General features: G+C 64.7%; 11 protein-coding genes and 1 pseudogene. 3 read left to right on the top strand and 9 right to left on the bottom strand.

The genetic code is table 11. The features are described 5' to 3' along the window. Positions 1-1,215: 1,215 nt before the first annotated feature. Positions 1,216-6,312, top strand: a pseudogene (locus tag EYV96_RS15950) (autotransporter-associated beta strand repeat-containing protein); the annotation flags it as partial. Positions 6,313-6,396: 84 nt separating this feature from the next. Here EYV96_RS15950 and EYV96_RS15945 read toward each other — a convergent pair. The 3 genes from EYV96_RS15945 to EYV96_RS15935 form a co-directional block, all read right to left on the bottom strand. Continuing rightward, positions 6,397-6,813: a GFA family protein gene (locus EYV96_RS15945; RefSeq protein ID WP_131152571.1), complete on the bottom strand. Its 417-nt coding sequence runs from the start codon at positions 6,811-6,813 to the stop codon at positions 6,397-6,399. 61 nt (positions 6,814-6,874) lie between these two features. Further along, entirely contained in the window at positions 6,875-7,762 is an 888-nt protein-coding gene (locus tag EYV96_RS15940; protein WP_131152570.1) for an NAD(P)/FAD-dependent oxidoreductase, read from the bottom strand. 4 nt (positions 7,763-7,766) lie between these two features. Further along, complete coding sequence (locus tag EYV96_RS15935) at positions 7,767-8,210, bottom strand: Rrf2 family transcriptional regulator (protein WP_131152569.1); 444 nt, start codon at positions 8,208-8,210, stop codon at positions 7,767-7,769. Between the two features lie 208 nt (positions 8,211-8,418). On the opposite strand from EYV96_RS15935, the gene EYV96_RS15930 reads away from it, so the two are divergent. Then, positions 8,419-9,744, top strand: a complete 1,326-nt coding sequence (locus EYV96_RS15930; RefSeq protein WP_131152568.1) for a DUF1214 domain-containing protein — start codon at positions 8,419-8,421, stop codon at positions 9,742-9,744. 54 nt (positions 9,745-9,798) lie between these two features. Here the strand turns inward: EYV96_RS15930 and EYV96_RS15925 are convergent, their stop codons facing one another. Together EYV96_RS15925 and EYV96_RS15920 are read right to left on the bottom strand one after the other, a co-directional pair. After that, entirely contained in the window at positions 9,799-10,317 is a 519-nt protein-coding gene (locus tag EYV96_RS15925) for a hypothetical protein (protein WP_131152567.1), read from the bottom strand. 271 nt (positions 10,318-10,588) lie between these two features. Then, positions 10,589-12,559, bottom strand: coding sequence for a CocE/NonD family hydrolase (locus EYV96_RS15920; protein ID WP_131152566.1), 1,971 nt, complete (start codon positions 12,557-12,559; stop codon positions 10,589-10,591). A 221-nt stretch (positions 12,560-12,780) separates the two neighbouring features. Here EYV96_RS15920 and EYV96_RS15915 point away from each other — a divergent pair, with 221 nt between their 5' ends. Then, complete coding sequence (locus EYV96_RS15915; RefSeq protein WP_131152565.1) at positions 12,781-13,638, top strand: LysR substrate-binding domain-containing protein; 858 nt, start codon at positions 12,781-12,783, stop codon at positions 13,636-13,638. An 11-nt stretch (positions 13,639-13,649) separates the two neighbouring features. Here the strand turns inward: EYV96_RS15915 and EYV96_RS15910 are convergent, their stop codons facing one another. The 4 genes from EYV96_RS15910 to EYV96_RS15895 form a co-directional block, all read right to left on the bottom strand. Further along, positions 13,650-13,880 (bottom strand): hypothetical protein, encoded by a 231-nt coding sequence (locus EYV96_RS15910; protein ID WP_131152564.1) that lies wholly within the window; start codon positions 13,878-13,880, stop codon positions 13,650-13,652. 70 nt (positions 13,881-13,950) lie between these two features. Further along, positions 13,951-14,325 (bottom strand): RcnB family protein, encoded by a 375-nt coding sequence (locus EYV96_RS15905; protein ID WP_165488702.1) that lies wholly within the window; start codon positions 14,323-14,325, stop codon positions 13,951-13,953. A gap of 360 nt (positions 14,326-14,685) precedes the next feature. Next, a complete protein-coding gene (gene katG, locus EYV96_RS15900; RefSeq protein WP_131152562.1) occupies positions 14,686-16,950 on the bottom strand; it encodes a catalase/peroxidase HPI in 2,265 nt (754 codons plus the stop codon). 462 nt (positions 16,951-17,412) lie between these two features. Further along, positions 17,413-18,201, bottom strand: coding sequence for a DUF4349 domain-containing protein (locus tag EYV96_RS15895; protein WP_240732623.1), 789 nt, complete (start codon positions 18,199-18,201; stop codon positions 17,413-17,415). Positions 18,202-18,340 lie beyond the last annotated feature (139 nt).

Genomic DNA, 18,340 nt, shown 5'->3' with positions numbered 1-18,340 from the left:
CGCCCGCTGGCGCGCCGGCTGCTGGCCCTTTCCTGCGTCGCGGCCTGCGCGGCCGCCTTGATGCCCACGACCGCCACCGCCGCCTGCACGCCGGTAAATCCGGGCAACGGCGCCACGGTCACCTGCACCGGCGTCGCCAATCCGCTCGCACCGTCGTTCGCCGCCACGGCTGACAACCTCACCGTGAACACGCAGGCAGGCAGCACGCTGGGCGTACTCCTGGGGCTGGGCGGGAGCGCACTGACCCTGACGGGCAACGGCACGACGCTCAACAACGCCGGCACGATCGATCCTTCCCTGCTCGGGCTTCTGAGCTTGCTGTCGTCCGGCACCGTCATCGGCAATCCGAACCTGCTGGTGCCAGCAACGGGCAGCACGGTGCGGGTCAACAACGGAGCCGCTGGCGTCATGCATGGCACCACAGGCTTGCTGGGACTGAACCTCGCCAACCTCACCGGCATGGCACTTTCCGTACGCAACGGCGCGGGTGGTACGACCACCGTGCGCAATGACGGCAGCATGGGTTCCTCGGCGCTGCTGGGCGTCACACTCATTCCGTCCGATGCGCCCGTCGCATCGATTTACGGCGGCAGCACGGTCAGCTTTACCAACACGGGCACGATCACCGGTCGCGTGGGCTTCGAGCGCTCGGCCACGGGCAACAGCTTCGCCAACAGCGGCAGCATCGTCGGTGGCGTCTCGATGGGGACGAACAGCACCAACACCTTCACGGCCGTGTCCGGGTCCAGCGTCACCAACGGTGGCAGCCTCGGCCTGAACCTGCTGGGTGTCGTCGGCATCGACCTGACCTTCGCGCCCACGGGCCAGATCGACGGCGGCGCAGGCGGCAACAACACCCTGGTGCTGCAGAACGTGCTCAACGGGCCGGGCTCGGGCACGGGTGGCGCGGTAACGAACGCTTCGTCGACGACGTACGTGAACTTCCGTCACCTGGTGGTCAACAGCGGTACGTGGAATCTTCAAGGCGCCCTGGTTTCCGGCGACGCGACGATCAACGACGGCCAGGTGAACTTCGACAACAACGCCGCCTTCGGCACCGGCACGCTGACCGTCAACGGCGGCGCGATCGGCGCGAGGGACACGGGCCTGGCGATCGGCAACGCGATCCTGCTCAATGGCACCGGTCTTGGCGTCAACACCAGCAGCAACTTCAGCCTGACCGGCGTGCTCTCCGGCAGCGGCGGACTCACCAAGGACGGCACGGGCGCCCTGCGACTGGGCGCCGCCAATACCTACACCGGCAACACCACCATCAACCACGGCGCGATCGTGCTGGGCGCGGGTGCGTCGCTGGGCGCGAACAGCGCCGTCAGCCTGCTCAATGCCGATGCCACGCTGGATGTATCCGGCGCGGGAGCCATCCAGAGCATCGGCGCGCTGTCCGGCGCCGCGGGCACCGTCAATCTCGGCGGCAACGCGCTGACCATCAATGCAGCGTCGAATACCACGTTCGGCGGCGTCATCGCGGGCACGGCGGGTGTGACCAAGCAAGGCACCGGGACGCTGACCCTGGCCGGCGCCAACAGCTACACCGGCGGTACCAGCATCACGGCCGGCACCCTGGCATTGATTGGCAACGGCGCGCTCGCCGACACCGGCAATCTGTCACTCGGCCATGCCGGCCGCTTCGACATGTCGGCCCGCTCCGGCAACCAGGCCATCGCCGCGCTGACGGGTACGGCAGGCAGCCAGATCCTCCTCGGCGCCAATGCACTGGTGGTCAACAGCAGCGCCTCGACGACGTATGGCGGCAGCATCGGTGGCACCGGCAGCCTGGTCAAAGCCGGCACCGGCACGCTGACGCTGACCGGCGCGCAGACCTACGGCGCCACGTCCATCAATGGCGGCACGCTCGCACTCGGCGCGGGCGGCTCGCTCAATGCAGCCAGCGTGGTCACGCTGACCACGGGTAGCACGTTCGACATGACGCAAGCCGGCGCACAAACCATCGGCGGCCTTGCCGGCCTCGGCGGCACCGTCAGTCTCGGCGCCAACGCGTTGACCCTCAACACCAGCGGCAACAACGTCTTCGGCGGCGTGATCGGCGGCAACGGGGGACTGACCCTCGCCGGCACCGGCTCGCAAACGCTGACCGGCATCAACACCTACACCGGCGGTACCCGCATCCAGTCGGGCACGCTGGCGATGGGCGCGGGTGGTCAGCTGGCACGCAGCGCCGGTGTGACGCTGGCGAGCGGCGGCGTCTTCGACCTGAGCGCCGCCGGCGACCAGACCATCGGCACGCTCGCCGGTGCCGGCGGCCTCGTGCATCTGGGCGGCAACCGCCTGAGTGTGGCCGGCAGCGGCGGCGCGAGTTTCGATGGCGTGATCGATGGCACCGGCGGGCTGCGCAATACCAGCGGCGTGCTGGCGCTCAACGGCATCAACACCTACACCGGTGACACCGTGGTCGATGCCGGCAGCCTGATCGTCGGTGGTGACGCGGCACACGCGGGCGCGCGGCTGGCGGGCAATGTCACCGTGTCGAGCGGTGCTGCGGTGGGTGGATTCGGCACCATCGGCGGCAATCTTTCGGTGCTGAACGGCGGGCATCTCACGCCGGGCGGCCTGGGTGGCACCTTGACGGTCAACGGCGATCTTTCGCTGGCGCTCGGCAGCATGTACGACATCACGCTCGGCGCCCCGGGCCCGGATTTCAGGACGCCCGGCGCGGCGCACAGCGTCAGCGTCGGCGGCAACCTCAACCTCGGCGGCGTCACGCTCAATCCGATCGACGCGGGTGGCTATGGGCCCGGCGTGTACAACCTCTTCAGTTACGGCGGCACGCTGACCCAAAGCAGCGGCGGCATATTGCTGTCGACGCCGGGCCTGAGCATCCAGAACCTCACCGCCAGCAAGCAGATCAACCTGGTCAACACGGTTGGCATGACGCTCAACTTCTGGAATGCCAACGGCCTTGCCAGCGATACGCGCATGGGTGGCGGTAGCGGCACCTGGTCGGTTCCCAACACCAACTGGACCGACGCCACCGGCTCGGTCACCGCGGCGCGACAGGCACCGGATGCGTTCGCCATCTTTGGTGGCGATGCCGGGACAGTAACCGTCGACAACGGCGCCGGTGGGTCGAATCCGGTGCGGGTGCAAGGCATGCAGTTCGCCAGCGACGGTTATCACCTGATCGGCAATGACCTTACCCTCGTGGCACCGACGCCGGGCGCCTCGAGCGAGATACGCGTGGGCGATGGCAGTGCCGGCAGCGCCGCATGGATCTCGACCATCGACAACAACCTGGTCGGCAACGGCCTGAACAAAACCGGCGCCGGCACGCTGGTCCTGAATGGCAACAACAGCTACACCCAGGGCACCACGCTCACGGCGGGCACTTTGTCGGTGAGCAGCGACGCCAATCTCGGCGCCAGCGGTGGTGGCCTCGATTTCGAAGGCGGCATCCTGCGCATCACCGGCACCAGCTTCCAGTCGACCGGTCGCGCGATCACCTTCGGCGCGGGCGGCGGGTTCGACATTGCCGATGCGGGCAACACCTTCACCGTGAACCCGTCGCTTGGCGGCAGCGGCGCACTGACCAAGCTGGGCGCGGGCACACTGGTTCTGTCCGGTGCCAACACCTACAGCGGCGGCACCCTGGTCGCGGCGGGCACGCTGCAGGGCGACACCACCAGTCTGCAGGGCAACATCGCCAACAACGGTTCGCTGATTTTTGCGCAGGCCAGCGATGGCACGTTCAGCGGCAACATCGCAGGTTCGGGCGCACTCACCAAGTCCGGTGCGGGCACGCTGGTCCTCAACGGAACCAACTACTACACGGGCGGCACCACCATCGCGGCGGGCACGCTCCAGGGCAACAGCGCCAGCCTGCAAGGCAACATGGCCAACAACGGTGCACTGGTGTTCGACCAGGCCAGCGACGGTGTGTTCAACGGCAGCGTGAGCGGCGCGGGTTCGCTGACCAAATCGGGCAATGGCACGCTCCTGCTCAACGGTGCGAACAACTACACCGGCGGCACCACGATCAGCGCCGGCACCTTGATCGGCGACACCACCAGCCTGCAGGGCGACATCATCGATAACGGTGCACTGGTTTTCTCCCAGGCGAGCGATGGTGTCTACGCCGGCAACCTTTCCGGCAGCGGTTCGCTGGGCAAGACCGGTGCGGGCACGCTGATCCTGGGCGGCACCCACACGTACACCGGCGGTACGACGATCGCCATGGGCACGCTGCAGGGCAATACATCGAGCCTGCAAGGCAACATCGTCGACAACGGGACGCTGTCGTTCGACCAGGCGTCCGATGGCACGTTTGCGGGCAACGTGGCGGGCAGCGGCTCGCTCACCAAGTCGGGTGCAGGCACCCTGACGCTCAGCGGTACCAACAGCTACGCCGGCGGCACCACGATCAGCGGCGGCACGTTGCAGGGCGATGCGAACAGCATCCAGGGATCGATCGTCGACGATGGCGCACTCGTCTTTGATCAAGCCAGCGATGGAAGCTTCGCCGGCGATGTATCGGGCTCGGGCTCACTCACCAAGACCGGCGCCGGCACGCTCACCCTGGGTGGCGCCAACAACTACAGCGGTGGCACCACCATCACGGCAGGCACCTTGCAAGGCAGCACCACCAGCCTGCAGGGCGACATCACCGACAACGGTGCGCTGATCTTCAACCAGTCCGCGAACGGCACATTCAACGGCGTGATCGCCGGTACCGGAACCTTGCAGAAGGCCGGCAGCGGCACCGTCACCTTGAACGGCAACAACCCGCTCACGGGCGCAACCTCCGTCACGGGCGGCACGCTCATCGTCGGCGATGCCAGTCATCCGGGGGCATCGCTCGCCGGCACCGTCACCGTCAGCCCCGGCGCGACGCTCGGCGGCATCGGCACCATCGGTTCGCTGCATCTTTCGGGCACGGTGGCGCCGGGCGTCGGCAATCCCACCGTCTCCGGCAATGCGACCTTCCACGATGGTTCGACGTACCAGGTGACCGCCACGCCCGGAGGCCAGAGCAGCCAGATCACGGTCGGCGGCACGGCCACGATTCTCGGTGGCAGCGTGCTCCAGCTGAGCCAGCCGGGTCATTACGCGCCGATGACCGACTACACCATCCTCACGGCGGCACAAGGCATCACCGGGATGTTCAACCAGGTGACCGCCGACCTGGCCTTCCTGACGCCGACGCTTGCCTATGGCCCGAATGCCGTCACGCTTTCACTGGAGCGCAACGACGTGGCCTTCGCAAGCCTGGCTGCCACCAGGAACCAGCGCGGCGTGGCGCAAGCGGCCAGCCTCCTGAGCACCGGCTCGTACCTGTACAACCGCATCCTGTTGTCGAGCGAAAGCCAGGCCCGCGACGCCTTCGCGCAACTGTCCGACGACGTGCATGCCAGCGCCAACACGGCGCTGTTCGATGACAGCCACTACGTGCGCGATGCGATCAACAACCATCTGCTTGGCAGGCATGTGGGCAACCAGGGCACGGAAACAACCTCGCCGGACGGCACGTCGGCGTGGACGTCCGTCTGGGGGCATTGGGGCGATCACAAGGAAGACGGCAATGCACGCCCGATTAAAGCCAACGGCAGCGGCATCCTGGTGGGCGCGGACGTGCCCGTCGACGCGTTGCGCATCGGCGCCGCCATCGGCCATGGCCAGAACAGCGTGCGCACCGACCAGGTGGACGCCTCCGCCCATGTCAAAGCCAACTACGCCGGGCTGTATGCCAGCTGGGATATGGGGCCGGTGCAATGGCGCGGCGGCGTCGCCTACGCGTGGCAGCGCGTGGACTCGACGCGTCGGTTTGATTTCAACGAGTTCACTGGCACCGCCAGCGCGCGTTACGACGCCAACACCGCACAGGCCTACCTCGAAGGCGGCTACCGCTTCGACGTCGCGCACGGCACGATCGAGCCCTATCTCAACCTGGCCCAGGTGATGGTGCGCAACGATGCGTTAACCGAGCAGGGCACCGAAGCCGGGCTCAGCGTCGACCGCAGCACATCGCACATCACGGCAGGCACGGCGGGTGTGCGCGGCGCGTGGACGCTCGCGCCGCAGGGCCTGCATGCGTATGCGGGCGTCGGTTGGCAGCATGCGTGGGGAGATCGCCTGCCGGAACAGCGCCAGCGTTTCGTGGGTGGCACGGAGACATTCGTTGCCTACGGCGTGCCGGTCGCTGACAACGCCGGCGTCGTCGACCTGGGACTGCGTTTTGCCCTTGGACGCGCGGTGTCCGCCGATGTCGGGTACCACGGGCAGTTCGCGGGCGAGGTTCGCGATCAGTCGGCGAGGCTGACGTTGAACTGGGCATTCTGACAAGACGGGCCACCACGGAAGCCAGGGATGGGCTTCCGTGGTGTATCCATTGGGCCAACGGCGGATCGCCAGTCTTTGCCGCTGTCAGGTGTTCGGTGACGCCTTGCTCGATGCAGGAAATACGGCAGCCATTCCATTGAGGCTCTCCCACGCCAACTTTTCCCCGACCCAGATTTCCTTGGTCGGGGCGAAGTCGTCTGCGTGATCGAGCGTCGCGGTGGTGATGTCGATGGTGCCGGGCTTGGTCTGCCGCTGGTAGGTCAGCGAGGTACCGCACTTCCCGCAGAACGTGCGCAGCACACCGGGCGAGGATTCAAATACCGTCGGCGTGCCGGCGACAAAGGCGAAGTCGTCTTCGTTGAAGACCAGCCACGCCAGCGAAGGCGCACCGCTGGCGCGCCGGCAGGAGGCGCAATGGCATAGCGTGCTGGCGACGGGCGTTCCTTTCGCCTCGTAGCGAATGGCGCCGCAGAGGCAACCGCCCTGGATGGGCTTGTTCATGGAGAGATCCGGGTCAGGAAGAGTCGCACCTTACTCTCTCCCCACCCCCACCACGAAACGCTCAGCTGTCCGGCCACACCAGCGAGCGATGCAGCTGGGCGCCTGCCCAGGCGCCATCACCCACGGCAAGCGACACCGAATGCGGTGCCCGTGCGACGTCACCACAGGCGTACACACCGGGCAAGCTGGTCTGCTTGGCGTCGTTGGTGCGGATCTGGATACCCATGGGGGTTTCCATCAGTTCGCAACCCATGGCTTCGGGCACCTTGCTCGCTGGCGCACAGGCCGGTGCGGTGAACATGCCGACGAAGGAGAGCACGCGGCCATCGGTGAGGACGATGTCGGCCTCGCCGTCGAGTCGATCAATGCGTGTCTCTTCGATCTGCACGCTCCGCTCTGCCAGGCTTTGGCGCGCGTCGTCGTCCAGCGTGATGCTGCCGTTGGTAAAGAACGTCACCTGGCCCCATTCGGGCAGGAGCTGGGCCTGGTGGATGGAGTTCGGCCCGGTCGCGATGACCGCAATGCGCCCTTGATGGAGTTCGTAACCATGGCAGTACGGGCAATGAAACACGGACCTTCCCCAGCGCTCGGCCATGCCGGGAACAGGCGGCAGCTGGTCAGCAACACCCGTGGCGAACAGCAAGCGACGGCCGCTGAGCACATCGCCGTTCCCCAGGGTTACCTCGAAATGGTCCTTGTCGCCTGAAGCGGCCACCACGCGGCCTTCCGTCCACCGCAACGTCGGATAAGCCTCGAGCTGACGGCGCGCCGTGGCCCAGATCTCCGCAGGATCGACACCATCCTGGCCAAGAAAGCCGTGCGAATGCGCGGCGAAGCGATTGCGGCGCTGACCGGCATCCACGATGTGGATGGAACGACGGGCGCGCACCAGCTGGAGTGCAGCGGCCATACCGGCGTAGCTGCCTCCGATCACGATAACGTCATGCATGGAGTTACTCCTGGCGGGTGCGTTTTCTCGCGTGCCGCCTGGCAAAGTCCGCCGCCAGACTGGCGAGCGTGATGTGGGCGAAACGATCGAGCAGCAGGGCTTCGGCGTCGGCGATGGCGCCGTCAATGGCGGCGTTCACCGCTTGCTCGACCAGGCACTGGGGGTGTTCGTTGCGATGGCCGATGGCGAACATCACCGGCTCACCGAGCGCCTCGTGAAGATCGCGCAAGGTCACCGTGGCAAGGTCGACGGCGATGCGCCAGCCACCGGCGTGACCGCGATCGGAGCTCACCAACCCGGCATCGCGCAACAGACCCATGGTCCGGCGCACCACCACGGGGTTGGTGCCTAGGCACTGCGCCAGCGCATCGGAGGTCATCGGGCCATCGTGCTCGGCCATGTGCAGCAGGGCGTGCAGGACGGAGGAAAGTCGGCTGTCGAGATTCATGTAACTGCTAGAGTTACATTACGCCTGGAGAGCGTCAAGTGCCGGGACCATGCGGCGACGTGCGGCGCTTGCACGAAGCTCTCGCGAAGGCTTCAGACGCGGCGTCTCACGGCTACGTAAATCTACGTAGGCGCCAGTCGTAGTCGTACGGTCGCAAGCTATTGCCGGAACGCGCACGCTTGTGTCCCGTTCCCCTTCGGTGACGACCATGGCAACCCGGACCTGGCTCTTCGGACTCCTCGCCGCCGCGGCGATCAGCAGCACTTCGGCTGCAGCCGCGCCGCAGATATCGGATGACGATATCAGCAACAGCTATATCTACCTGCTCGGGCGGCTGTTGATCCTCAACCAGGAACAGGCGGACTTTGCGCATGGCTTCAAGTGGAACACCTTGATCCACCGCAAGCCGGGCGACGTCGCATGGCCCAATCCAAACCTGGATGTCGCCTACTCCGAAGCCTGGGTTGCCATCGATGACGACAGCTGCGTGATCGTCACGGTGCCGAAGATCAAGGATCGCTACTACACCGTGCAATTCCTCAACGGCTGGGGCGAGACGGTGGCGAACATCAACGAACGCGTCTATCCGCAGCATCCCGATGGCGAGTTCGGCGTGTGCCTGAAAGACTCGAAAGTGAAGCTGCCGGACGGCGCGCAACGCGTGGACGTGCCCGCCAAGACCTTGCGCGTGCTGTCGCGCGTCGAGCTGGGCGCCAACGCCAAGGAAGCCGAAGCCCTGCAGAAGAAGTTCACCCTCCGGCCCACCGGCAACCCGCCGCCACCCAAGATCGCCAAGACGCCGATGTTCGATATCGGCAAGCTGCCGGGCGTGGAGGCCTTCGATGCGGCCAATCTCGCGCTCGACAGCGAGGCCGACATCAACCCCGGCATGGACAAGCTCCAGGCCGACACGCGCGCCGTCGCCAAGGACATCAAGGACCCGGAGTTCCGTCGTCGCGTCGCCAACATCATCCAGAACAAGGCGCTGACGAAGATCGCCTCGTCGCTCACCAATGTCGCCGGCGGCACGGTGAAGAACGGCTGGGCGCTGCCGGCCACGTCTGGCTCGTATGGCAACAATTACCTGCTGCGCACGATCATCAACCTCGGCGGCATCTGGGCCAACACGCCTGAAGAAGTGATCTATTACAAAGCCTTCGCCGACGAACACGGCAAGCCGCTCAACGGCGACGACACCTATGTGCTGCATTTCACCAAGGACCAGTTGCCGGCCGACAACGCCACGTACTTCTGGTCGGTAATCGCTGTCGACACCATCCACCGTCGCGTCCTGCCCAACCCGCTCAAGCGCTATCTGATCAACAACGTCAGCAAGCTCACCTATGGCGCCGACGGTTCGCTGACCCTGTACTTCGGCAAGGTAAAGCCGAAGGAAGCACCGGACGGCAACTGGCTTCCGACGCCCAAGGGCACCGGTTACAGCCTGACGTTCCGCTTCTATCGGCCCAAGGGCGAGGTGGCAGCGCGGACGTACTTCCCGCCGGGGATGTCGAAGTCCGACGCTACGCCGTAGATCGCCCGGGCCTCGCCGTGCGCGCCGTCCAGTCACTTGAGCGGCGCGCGCGTATCAATCTCCGAACCGGTACTCCGCCGCGCGATTCCCGTTGGGCATGATCAGGTAGGACGAGACCGTGATCATGTCGTCGACAGCGAACTTGAGCAGGCCATCGTCATTGACGATGCGTCCGCAGACCGTCACTTCCTGGCGATAGTAGCGAATGGTCGGTGGCTGCAGGCGCCGGCCATCGCGACCCAGCTGATCGATCTTGCTGTTGAGGTCCTTGTAGGTCCCAGGCACGAATCGATCCGGAACCTTCCACCGCTCGCGGTATGCATCCGACTCGTCGTCGGATGTCATGAGAATCTGACCGCCACCTTCACCGGCCTGCAATACAGTGAATTCCTTGCCGTCCGTACGCAAGGTGGCATCAAAGCGAACGCGCTGGCCGATATGCGACTCGCGATGAGATACCCAAATGTCGAATTCAACCGCAGGCGATGCCTCGCAAAATTCCCGAGCACTGAGGGTTGTTGAGATCAACATTCCCAAAGGAAACAGCAGCCCCACCGCGACCAGCACTTTCATCAGGCATCCCTGAGTTCGCCATCGAGTCGCCGGCAAGGTAGCCGCAACAGCCATCGATGGATAGGCTTCCGCACCCATGTCCTCTCACTCCAACCCTCTCCCCAAAATCGGAAGAGGGAGATGACGCGCGACGCACGCCATAAATCCTTCTCCCGTCCGGAAAGAAGGCGCCCAAAGGGCGGATGAGGGGCAGGTGCTCGCCCCAACGATGATACGAAGCGAAGGGGCGGATGCGAGGCAAATCATCTTGGCATGCATCCAATAACCTGCCTCACCGCCCCTCCACCACCGGCAACCACACCGCCGACGCCTGCTCTTTCGAGCGCAATACGGTCACGTTCGCCGCGCGGTAATCCCCGGGCTTCGCATTGAAAATGTTTGGCACGAACGTCTGCGGATTGCGGTCGTACAGCGGGAACAGCGACGACTGGATCTGCACCATGATCTTGTGCCCCGGCTGGAACACGTGATTCACGTTGGGCAGGTCGAACTTGTAGCGCTGCGGCTGGTTGGCGGGGATCGCCGTCGGATGTTCGAAGCTCTCGCGATAGCGGCCGCGGAAGATGTCCAGCGCGATGGGCAACTGATAACCGCCCATGGTGGGGTTGCCTGGCACGCTCGACGGATAGACATCGATCAGCTTGACCACGAAGTCACCGTCCGTGCCTGTCGTGGCGGCGCGGATGTCGGCCACCGGTATGCCCTGCACGCGCACGGGTTCCGTCAGCACCGGCGTTTCATAGACCAGCACGTCTGGACGGCCATCGACGAAGCGCTGGTCGTTGAGCAGCCACTTGCTCCACGGCAGGTAGCCCGCGTACGTGGAGCCATAGCCATAGAACGGATCGAGCACCGGACGCGGCAGAAACGGCACGGGCTTGGCCGGATCGCTGGTGTAGGTATCACCCGCTTGCACGGCACCCGGCGCGTCGAACGACAGCCCGAAGCGCTCGGTCAGGAACAGCGGCTTGAGCGCCTTACCGCAGCCGCTCTCGCACGACGTCGGCCAGGTCTCGAAGCCGTCCCAGTGGTTGTCGCCCGTGTTGTACACCGCCACGCGCGGGAGCTTTGCATCCGGCCCGTCGCGCAGGTACTGCTCCAGGAAGGGCAGCACCATGTCGCGCATGTACTGGGCCGAGGTATCGCCGTTCCATTGCAGCGGACCGACGGAGTAGCCCTTGCCATTGACCTGGCTGTGCGACCACGGGCCCAGCACCAGCCAGTTGTTGCCGATATGCCCGGCCGCCTTCAGCGCCAGCCAGGCGTGATTCGCACCCCACATGTCTTCCTGGTCGAACAGGCCCTGCTCCCACAAGGTGGGAACGTTCGACGGACGCGCGGCCAGCAGCTTGGCCAGATCCTGTCCTTGCCAGAACGCGTCGTAGGACGGATGCCCCATCATGCGCGCCACGAAAGGCAGCTTGTCGAGGCCACGGCTGCGCACGTAATCGCCCGTGGAGCCAGCCTGCAGGTATTCCTCGTACTTGTCGAAGGTGTCACTCGGCGTGACGGCGCCAGGCCCCTTCTGTACCGTCTGCATATGCACGTAGCCGAGCATCATGTTGCGGAAGGCGCCGTAGTGGAACCAGTCGTCACCCATATAGGCATCGATCACCGGGCTTTCCGGCACCGACGCCTTGAGCGCCGGATGCGGCTCAAGCAAGGCCATCGCCGCGGTGAACCCTTCGTACGAAGAGCCGATCATGGCGACGCGGCCATTGGATTCCTTCAGGTGCTTCACCAGCCAGTCAATGGTGTCCCAGGCATCGGTCACCTGGTCGACCTTGGTGGGATTCAGCGGGCCGCGCACGGGGCGCATCATCACGTAATCGCCTTCGGAACCGTACTTGCCGCGCACGTCCTGATAGATGCGGATATAGCCGGCCTTGGCAAAGACGGCGTCACCCAGGGGCACGGCATCGACGAGCTTCGGACTCATCAGGTTGCCCGCGCGCTCTTCGGCGTTGTACGGCGTGCGCGTCAGCAGGATGGGGGCGTTCTTCGCGCCCTTGGGAATCAGGATCACCGTGTAGAGCTTCACGCCATCGCGCATCGGCACCATCTCGACGCGCTTGATGAAATCCTGCCCGCCCGGGACCGGATCGTCGAACGTCCGGGGAATATCGTTCGTGCCCACCAGCGGTGCCTGGCTTTGAGGCGGCGGCGTGAGGGCCGAGGCAAGCATGGGCACGGTGGCGGCAAACAAACCCAGCAGCACCGCTTTGCGCAGCGTTGTCGTCATACCTGTTCCTGTTCGTGGGGAATGATCGATGTGGCCGCCCGATCTTAGCCACGCCGCAAGGGCCTGCGAAACTAAAAACACTAATAGACGTTATTAGCCTTTGTTATGCGCCTGGCATGTCCTGACACCCTGCGCCTCCCCCATCAGTCATCTGTTCGTGCCTTGCCCCGCGACATAAAACCTTCGAATACCTTCCCAGCGCGATATAACGGCGACTCACCATGGGTATTCGACTCGATATTGGTTTGCTGCGCAGTTTCGTGGCCATCGCCGATGCCAACACGCTGAGCCGCGCCGCCGAACGCGTGGGCCGCACGCAAGCCGCGCTCAGCCAGCAGGTGAAAAAGCTGGAGGAGAGCATCCAGCAGCCGTTGATGATCCGCACCGGGCGCGGTGTCACGCTGACGGTCCATGGCGAGCGATTGCTCGCGCACGCGCACAAGATTCTCCGCCAGCACGACGAAGCCGTTGCCGAACTGAGCGGCGATACGCTTTCCGGTCGCCTGCGCTTCGGTTGTCCCGACGACTATGCGCGCGTCTTTCTGCCGGGATTGCTGCAGAGTTTCGCCAGTCGCCATCCGCAGGTATTCATCGAAGTGGTGTGCGCACCGACACCGCGCCTGCTCGAGCGACTGAAAGGAAAATCTCTGGACATCGCGATCGTCTCGCAACCGGACAGCAAGGAGCGTCATCACTTCCTGCGCCGTGAGCCGTTCGTCTGGGTGGGTAGCAAGGGGAGCGACGCCCACCGGCGCGACCCGCTACAGCTGGCGCTGTCCGATCCCGATGCGCTCGACCATATGGCGGCAACTGCCAGCCTTGAGCGTGCGAAGCGCAAGTACCGGATCGCGTATGCCAGTGGAAGCGTGGCGGGACTCACCGCCGTCGTGCGCTCGGGCCAGGCGATCACGGTGATGACACGAACCGGCGTGCCGCCTGACCTGCAGATACTTCCGCCTGCCAGCGGGTTACCGCCTTTGCCGTCGATCGGCATCACGGTGCTGACGGCTGCTCAACGGCCGTCGACCTTACTCAGCCGGTTTGATGAGCATGTGCGGACGGAGTTGCCGGGATTGTGAGCTGTCGGGTCTTACGGCAAGCGAATCAACCACAACATCGTTCGCCCCGCCACCAGCACGGCGCAGGCAGCCAGCAACATCAGCCCCAGAAGCACGCCGAGCGTTGCCGATGCCTGCATCGGAGCCCACGCCGGGAGCAAGGAACAGTCGTATCCACAGACAAGCAGGGTGCGCAATGACCCTGCAAGGCAAACAACGCCCGTCAGCAACCACGTGGAACCGACGGCGATGAACTCCTTCATGGGGCGTCCTTGCGCGAAGGGTAGCGATATCGGAAACGGTAGCTGCTTCGGGCGTCGTTCGAAAGCCTCGTCAGAAACCCGTGGCAACGTCAATCACCACGCCACTGGAAATCAGCGTGAGATAGAACTGGTTGCCGTCCGCGCGAATCCAGCGGTAACCCGGGTCCGGTCGACGCAGGTGGTAATGCTCGTAGTCGGTCACGTAGTACTCGCGCTCGTAGTAGCGCTGCGGCAGGTGATCGCCGCGCTTGTACCAGCCGTTGTGCTTGCCGTTGTCATGACGGCCTTCGTCCTTGGGGTTATGACCGCGATCGTGGTCGTGATCCTGGTCGCCCTGATCCCAACGGTCGTGTCCATGCCCGTGATCGTCCTGGGGGGAAGCGACGGCCAGTCCGCTGCCGGCAATCAGCGCAGCGGTGATGGCGAACGTGAGTAGGCGTTTCATGGGTGGCTCCGGTCCTGAAGGGTGAAGGCAACGGCCCGGTGGGTCGGTGCGGCCAGAAACATGGCACAGACGGCGCACCGGAAAGTGTCGGGTGGCGCGCATTCGGTAAGAGCGCTGGGTTCGGAGTTCAGGTTGATGACGGGACGGGTAACCGGGTTGCCGTGGTCCGGCGCGAGTTAAGTCTGGGTTTTGGCTTCGCAAGAACCCAGAGGGTGCGGTTGTCGCCTGATTTCGCGTGTTCGCCACGGGGTTGCTGCCTGCGCAGGAACCCCGTGGCGATGCACCAATAAAATGGCCGACGCTCTCCAGCGCCGGCCATTTTCGTTTTACCTAGGGAATGCGACCTACGTCATCGCACGCTCACTTCTTCACATCAAACCGATCCAGATTCATCACCTTCGTCCACGCCTTGACGAAGTCACCGACGAACTTCTCCTTCGCATCCTCGCTGGCATATACCTCCGCCAGCGAACGCAGCTGCGCATTGGCGCCGAACACCAGGTCCACGCGCGTCGCCGTCCACTTCGCCTTGCCACTCTTGCGATCGCGCCCTTCGAAGGTTTCGCGCGCCTCCGACGTCGGCTTCCACTCCGTGCCCATGTCGAGCAGGTTGCGGAAGAAGTCGTTGGTGAGCGTGCCGGGCTTGTCAGTGAGAACGCCGTGGTTGTCCTTGCCGGTGTGCACGTTGAGCGCGCGCAGGCCACCGATCAGCACGGTCAGTTCCGGTGCGGAAAGCGTCAGCAGCTGCGCCTTGTCTATCATCAGCACCTCGGCCGCCACGGAGAAGCGGCTCTTGAGGAAGTTGCGGAACGGATCGGCCAGCGGTTCGAGCATGCCCACGGATTCGACGTCGGTCTGCGCCTGCGAAGCATCCATGCGACCGGCGGTGAATGGCACGGTGATGTTGAAGCCGGCGTCCCTGGCGGCCTTCTCCACGCCCGCGCTACCGCCCAGCACGATCAGGTCGGCGAGCGAGATCTTCTTGCCACCGCTCTGCGCCTTGTTGAAATCAGCCTGGACGCCTTCCAGCGTCTTCAACACCTTGCCGAGCTTCTCGGGTTCGTTGACGGCCCAGTCCTTCTGCGGCGCGAGGCGAATGCGTGCGCCATTGGCGCCGCCACGCTTGTCCGAACCACGGAAGGTCGAGGCCGACGCCCATGCCGTCGTCACCAGCTCCGTCACCGACAGGCCCGAGGCCAGCAGCTTCTGCTTGAGCGCCGCGACGTCCTGGTCATTGACCAGCGGGTGGTCCACCTTGGGGATCGGATCCTGCCAGATCAGCTCTTCACTGGGCACTTCCGGGCCGAGGTAGCGCGAGATCGGACCCATGTCGCGATGGGTGAGCTTGTACCAGGCGCGCGCGAAAGCATCGGCAAACTCCTCCGGGTGATCCATGAATCGACGCGAGATCTTCTCGAAGCCCGGATCCATGCGCAGCGTCAGGTCGGTGGTAAGCATCGTCGGGCGACGCTTCTTCGACGGATCGTGCGCGTCGGGAATGGTCTCTTCGCTGTCCTTGGCCACCCACTGGTTCGCGCCGGCCGGGCTCTTGGTGAGCTCCCATTCGTAGCCGAACAGGTTCGCCCAGAAACCACCGCCCCACTTCGTCGGCGTCGTCGTCCAGGTGACCTCGAGGCCACTGGTGATGGCGTCGCCACCGCGACCGGACTTGTAGCTGCTCGCCCAGCCCAGGCCCTGGTGTTCCAGATCCGCGGCTTCGGGCTCGGCGCCGACGTGGTCGGCAGGGCCCGCGCCATGCGTCTTGCCAAACGTATGGCCACCGGCGATCAGGGCGACCGTCTCTTCGTCATTCATCGCCATGCGGCCGAAGGTGTCGCGAATATCCTGCGCAGCGGCCAGCGGATCGGGATTGCCGTCCGGGCCTTCGGGGTTCACGTAGATCAGGCCCATCTGCACGGCGGCGAGCGGGTTCTCCAGCTTGCGACCGTCGTCATCGCGACTGACTTCCGCGCCATGGATGTCCGGGTCGGCCACGATCGAACCTTCGTCGTCGTACTTGCCGGCCGCGCCCTTGCCGTAACGCACGTCGCCGCCGAGCCAGGTTTTTTCCTTGCCCCAATAGACGTCCAGATCCGGTTCCCACACATCCGAACGACCGCCGCCGAAACCAAACGTCTTGAAGCCCATAGTCTCCAGCGCGACGTTGCCGGCGAGGATGATCAGGTCGGCCCAGGAGATCTTCTGGCCGTACTTCTGCTTGATCGGCCACAGCAAGCGACGCGCCTTGTCCAGGCTCACGTTATCCGGCCAGCTGTTGAGCGGTGCGAAGCGCTGCTGGCCGCGGCCGCCGCCGCCACGTCCGTCACCCACGCGATAGGTACCGGCGCTGTGCCACGACATGCGAATGAAGAGGCCGCCATAGTGGCCGAAGTCCGCCGGCCACCAATCCTGCGAATCCGTCATCAGGTCGGCGAGGTCTTTCTTCAGTGCCTTGTAGTCGATGCTGTTGAACGCCGCTGCGTAATCGAAATCCGCATCGAGCGGATTGGATTTTTCCGAGTGCTGCGCGAGCAGATCCAGTCGAAGTTGCTTGGGCCACCAATCGCGGTTGGTCGTGCCGCTTCCCGCGGCATGGGTAAACGGGCATTTGGCTTCGTTTGACATGTGCACTCTCTCCATCGATGGGTGATTCACTAACAACGGCTATGGCAGCAGGCTTCCATGACACACGGGTGATGCGGCGACCCTCCGGCGATCGCGGGCGCGGACGCCATCGATCGCAAGTGCACAGGGTTTCCTGTCCATGATCCGCACGACGCGTGCAAGCAACGAGAAGCGTCCGCGCCGCCGGATCCGTTCCATGGAATCTACGCGCGCAAGGCGATATAGAGAATTTGATTGATTCGATGAAACCGATAGCGTGCAACTATGGTGCGTGGCGACAAGGCGCATCCGCGCCTCGCGACGACGGTGTGCACGCGATGCGAAGGTGATGTGAAGCAAGATGCTTCATGTGTGGCGAGGCTCGCGCCGGATGGCTTCACAGCGCGAGCGACGTGACCGTCGACGCAGGAGGCGACGACCACGCGGTTCCCATGGACAGATGCGGCAGCGCCGCAACGACGATCACTGCGTCGGATGTTTCCGTTCGCGTGCACTGCGCGTCACGCGACGCCACACCCAGCGCCACAACAGTGCCAAAGGCAACGCAAGGATCAGCCAGGGCAGTCCATAGGCCAGCATCCGCAGTGCGTCCTGGATGCCTTCCTTCAACTCATCGAACCAGTCGCCCCAGGAGAACCCACGTCCACTCGCCGTCACCGGATCGTAGAAACGGATCGTCAGCAGATTGGTGTCCAGGCGACGCTGCTGCTGGGCAGCGGTGCGCTGCAAATCGTCGCGTTGCACGATCAGCGCAGCGCGTTCGTGGCCCAGGGCAATCAGATCGCTGGCGGCCAGATCCTTGCGCTGCGAAAACTGATCGAGCTGGGCCGAATAGGCCTCAAGCTGCCTGAGCTTCTGGTCGTTGTCGGCCATGGCCTCGGCAAGGTCTTCGCCACGCGTCGAACGCGAAGCGATCTTCCCTTCTTTCGCCGCCAATGCGGTGATCGGCTCGACCCCCGTCGGCACGATGCGGACGACCACGCCGCCTGAGGCGCCATCCTGCTCGATATTGAGCACATTGCAGTCGCCAAAGCGCGCCGATTCACAGGCCTCGCGCACGGCGAGCACACGGGGTGCAATCTGGTCCGAAGGCAGTTCGATGCGCAGATTGTGTTCGTAGGCGAGCTTGGCGCCGGCTTTGGCCTTTTCGCCCGGGATGGCGCCCTGGGGCGTCACTTGCTGCTTCTGGCTGCATGCCATGACCGCACAGGCCATCAAGGCTACGACCACAACATACCGAATGGTGCGCATGAATCCCCCTTCCTTGCTGTCGCTGGTCCTCTGACACGCCGGCCACGCCAGGATCGATCCCGGCGACGTGCATGCGTGTTCCCCTGTTTTCCCATCGGGCCGACTCGCCGATGAGATGCCGGCACCCTAGCTTTCCGGC

Origin of the sequence: Dyella terrae (genome assembly GCF_004322705.1) — a bacterium.
GTDB lineage: Bacteria > Pseudomonadota > Gammaproteobacteria > Xanthomonadales > Rhodanobacteraceae > Dyella_D > Dyella_D terrae.
This window is presented reverse-complemented; position numbering and strand designations above follow the sequence as displayed.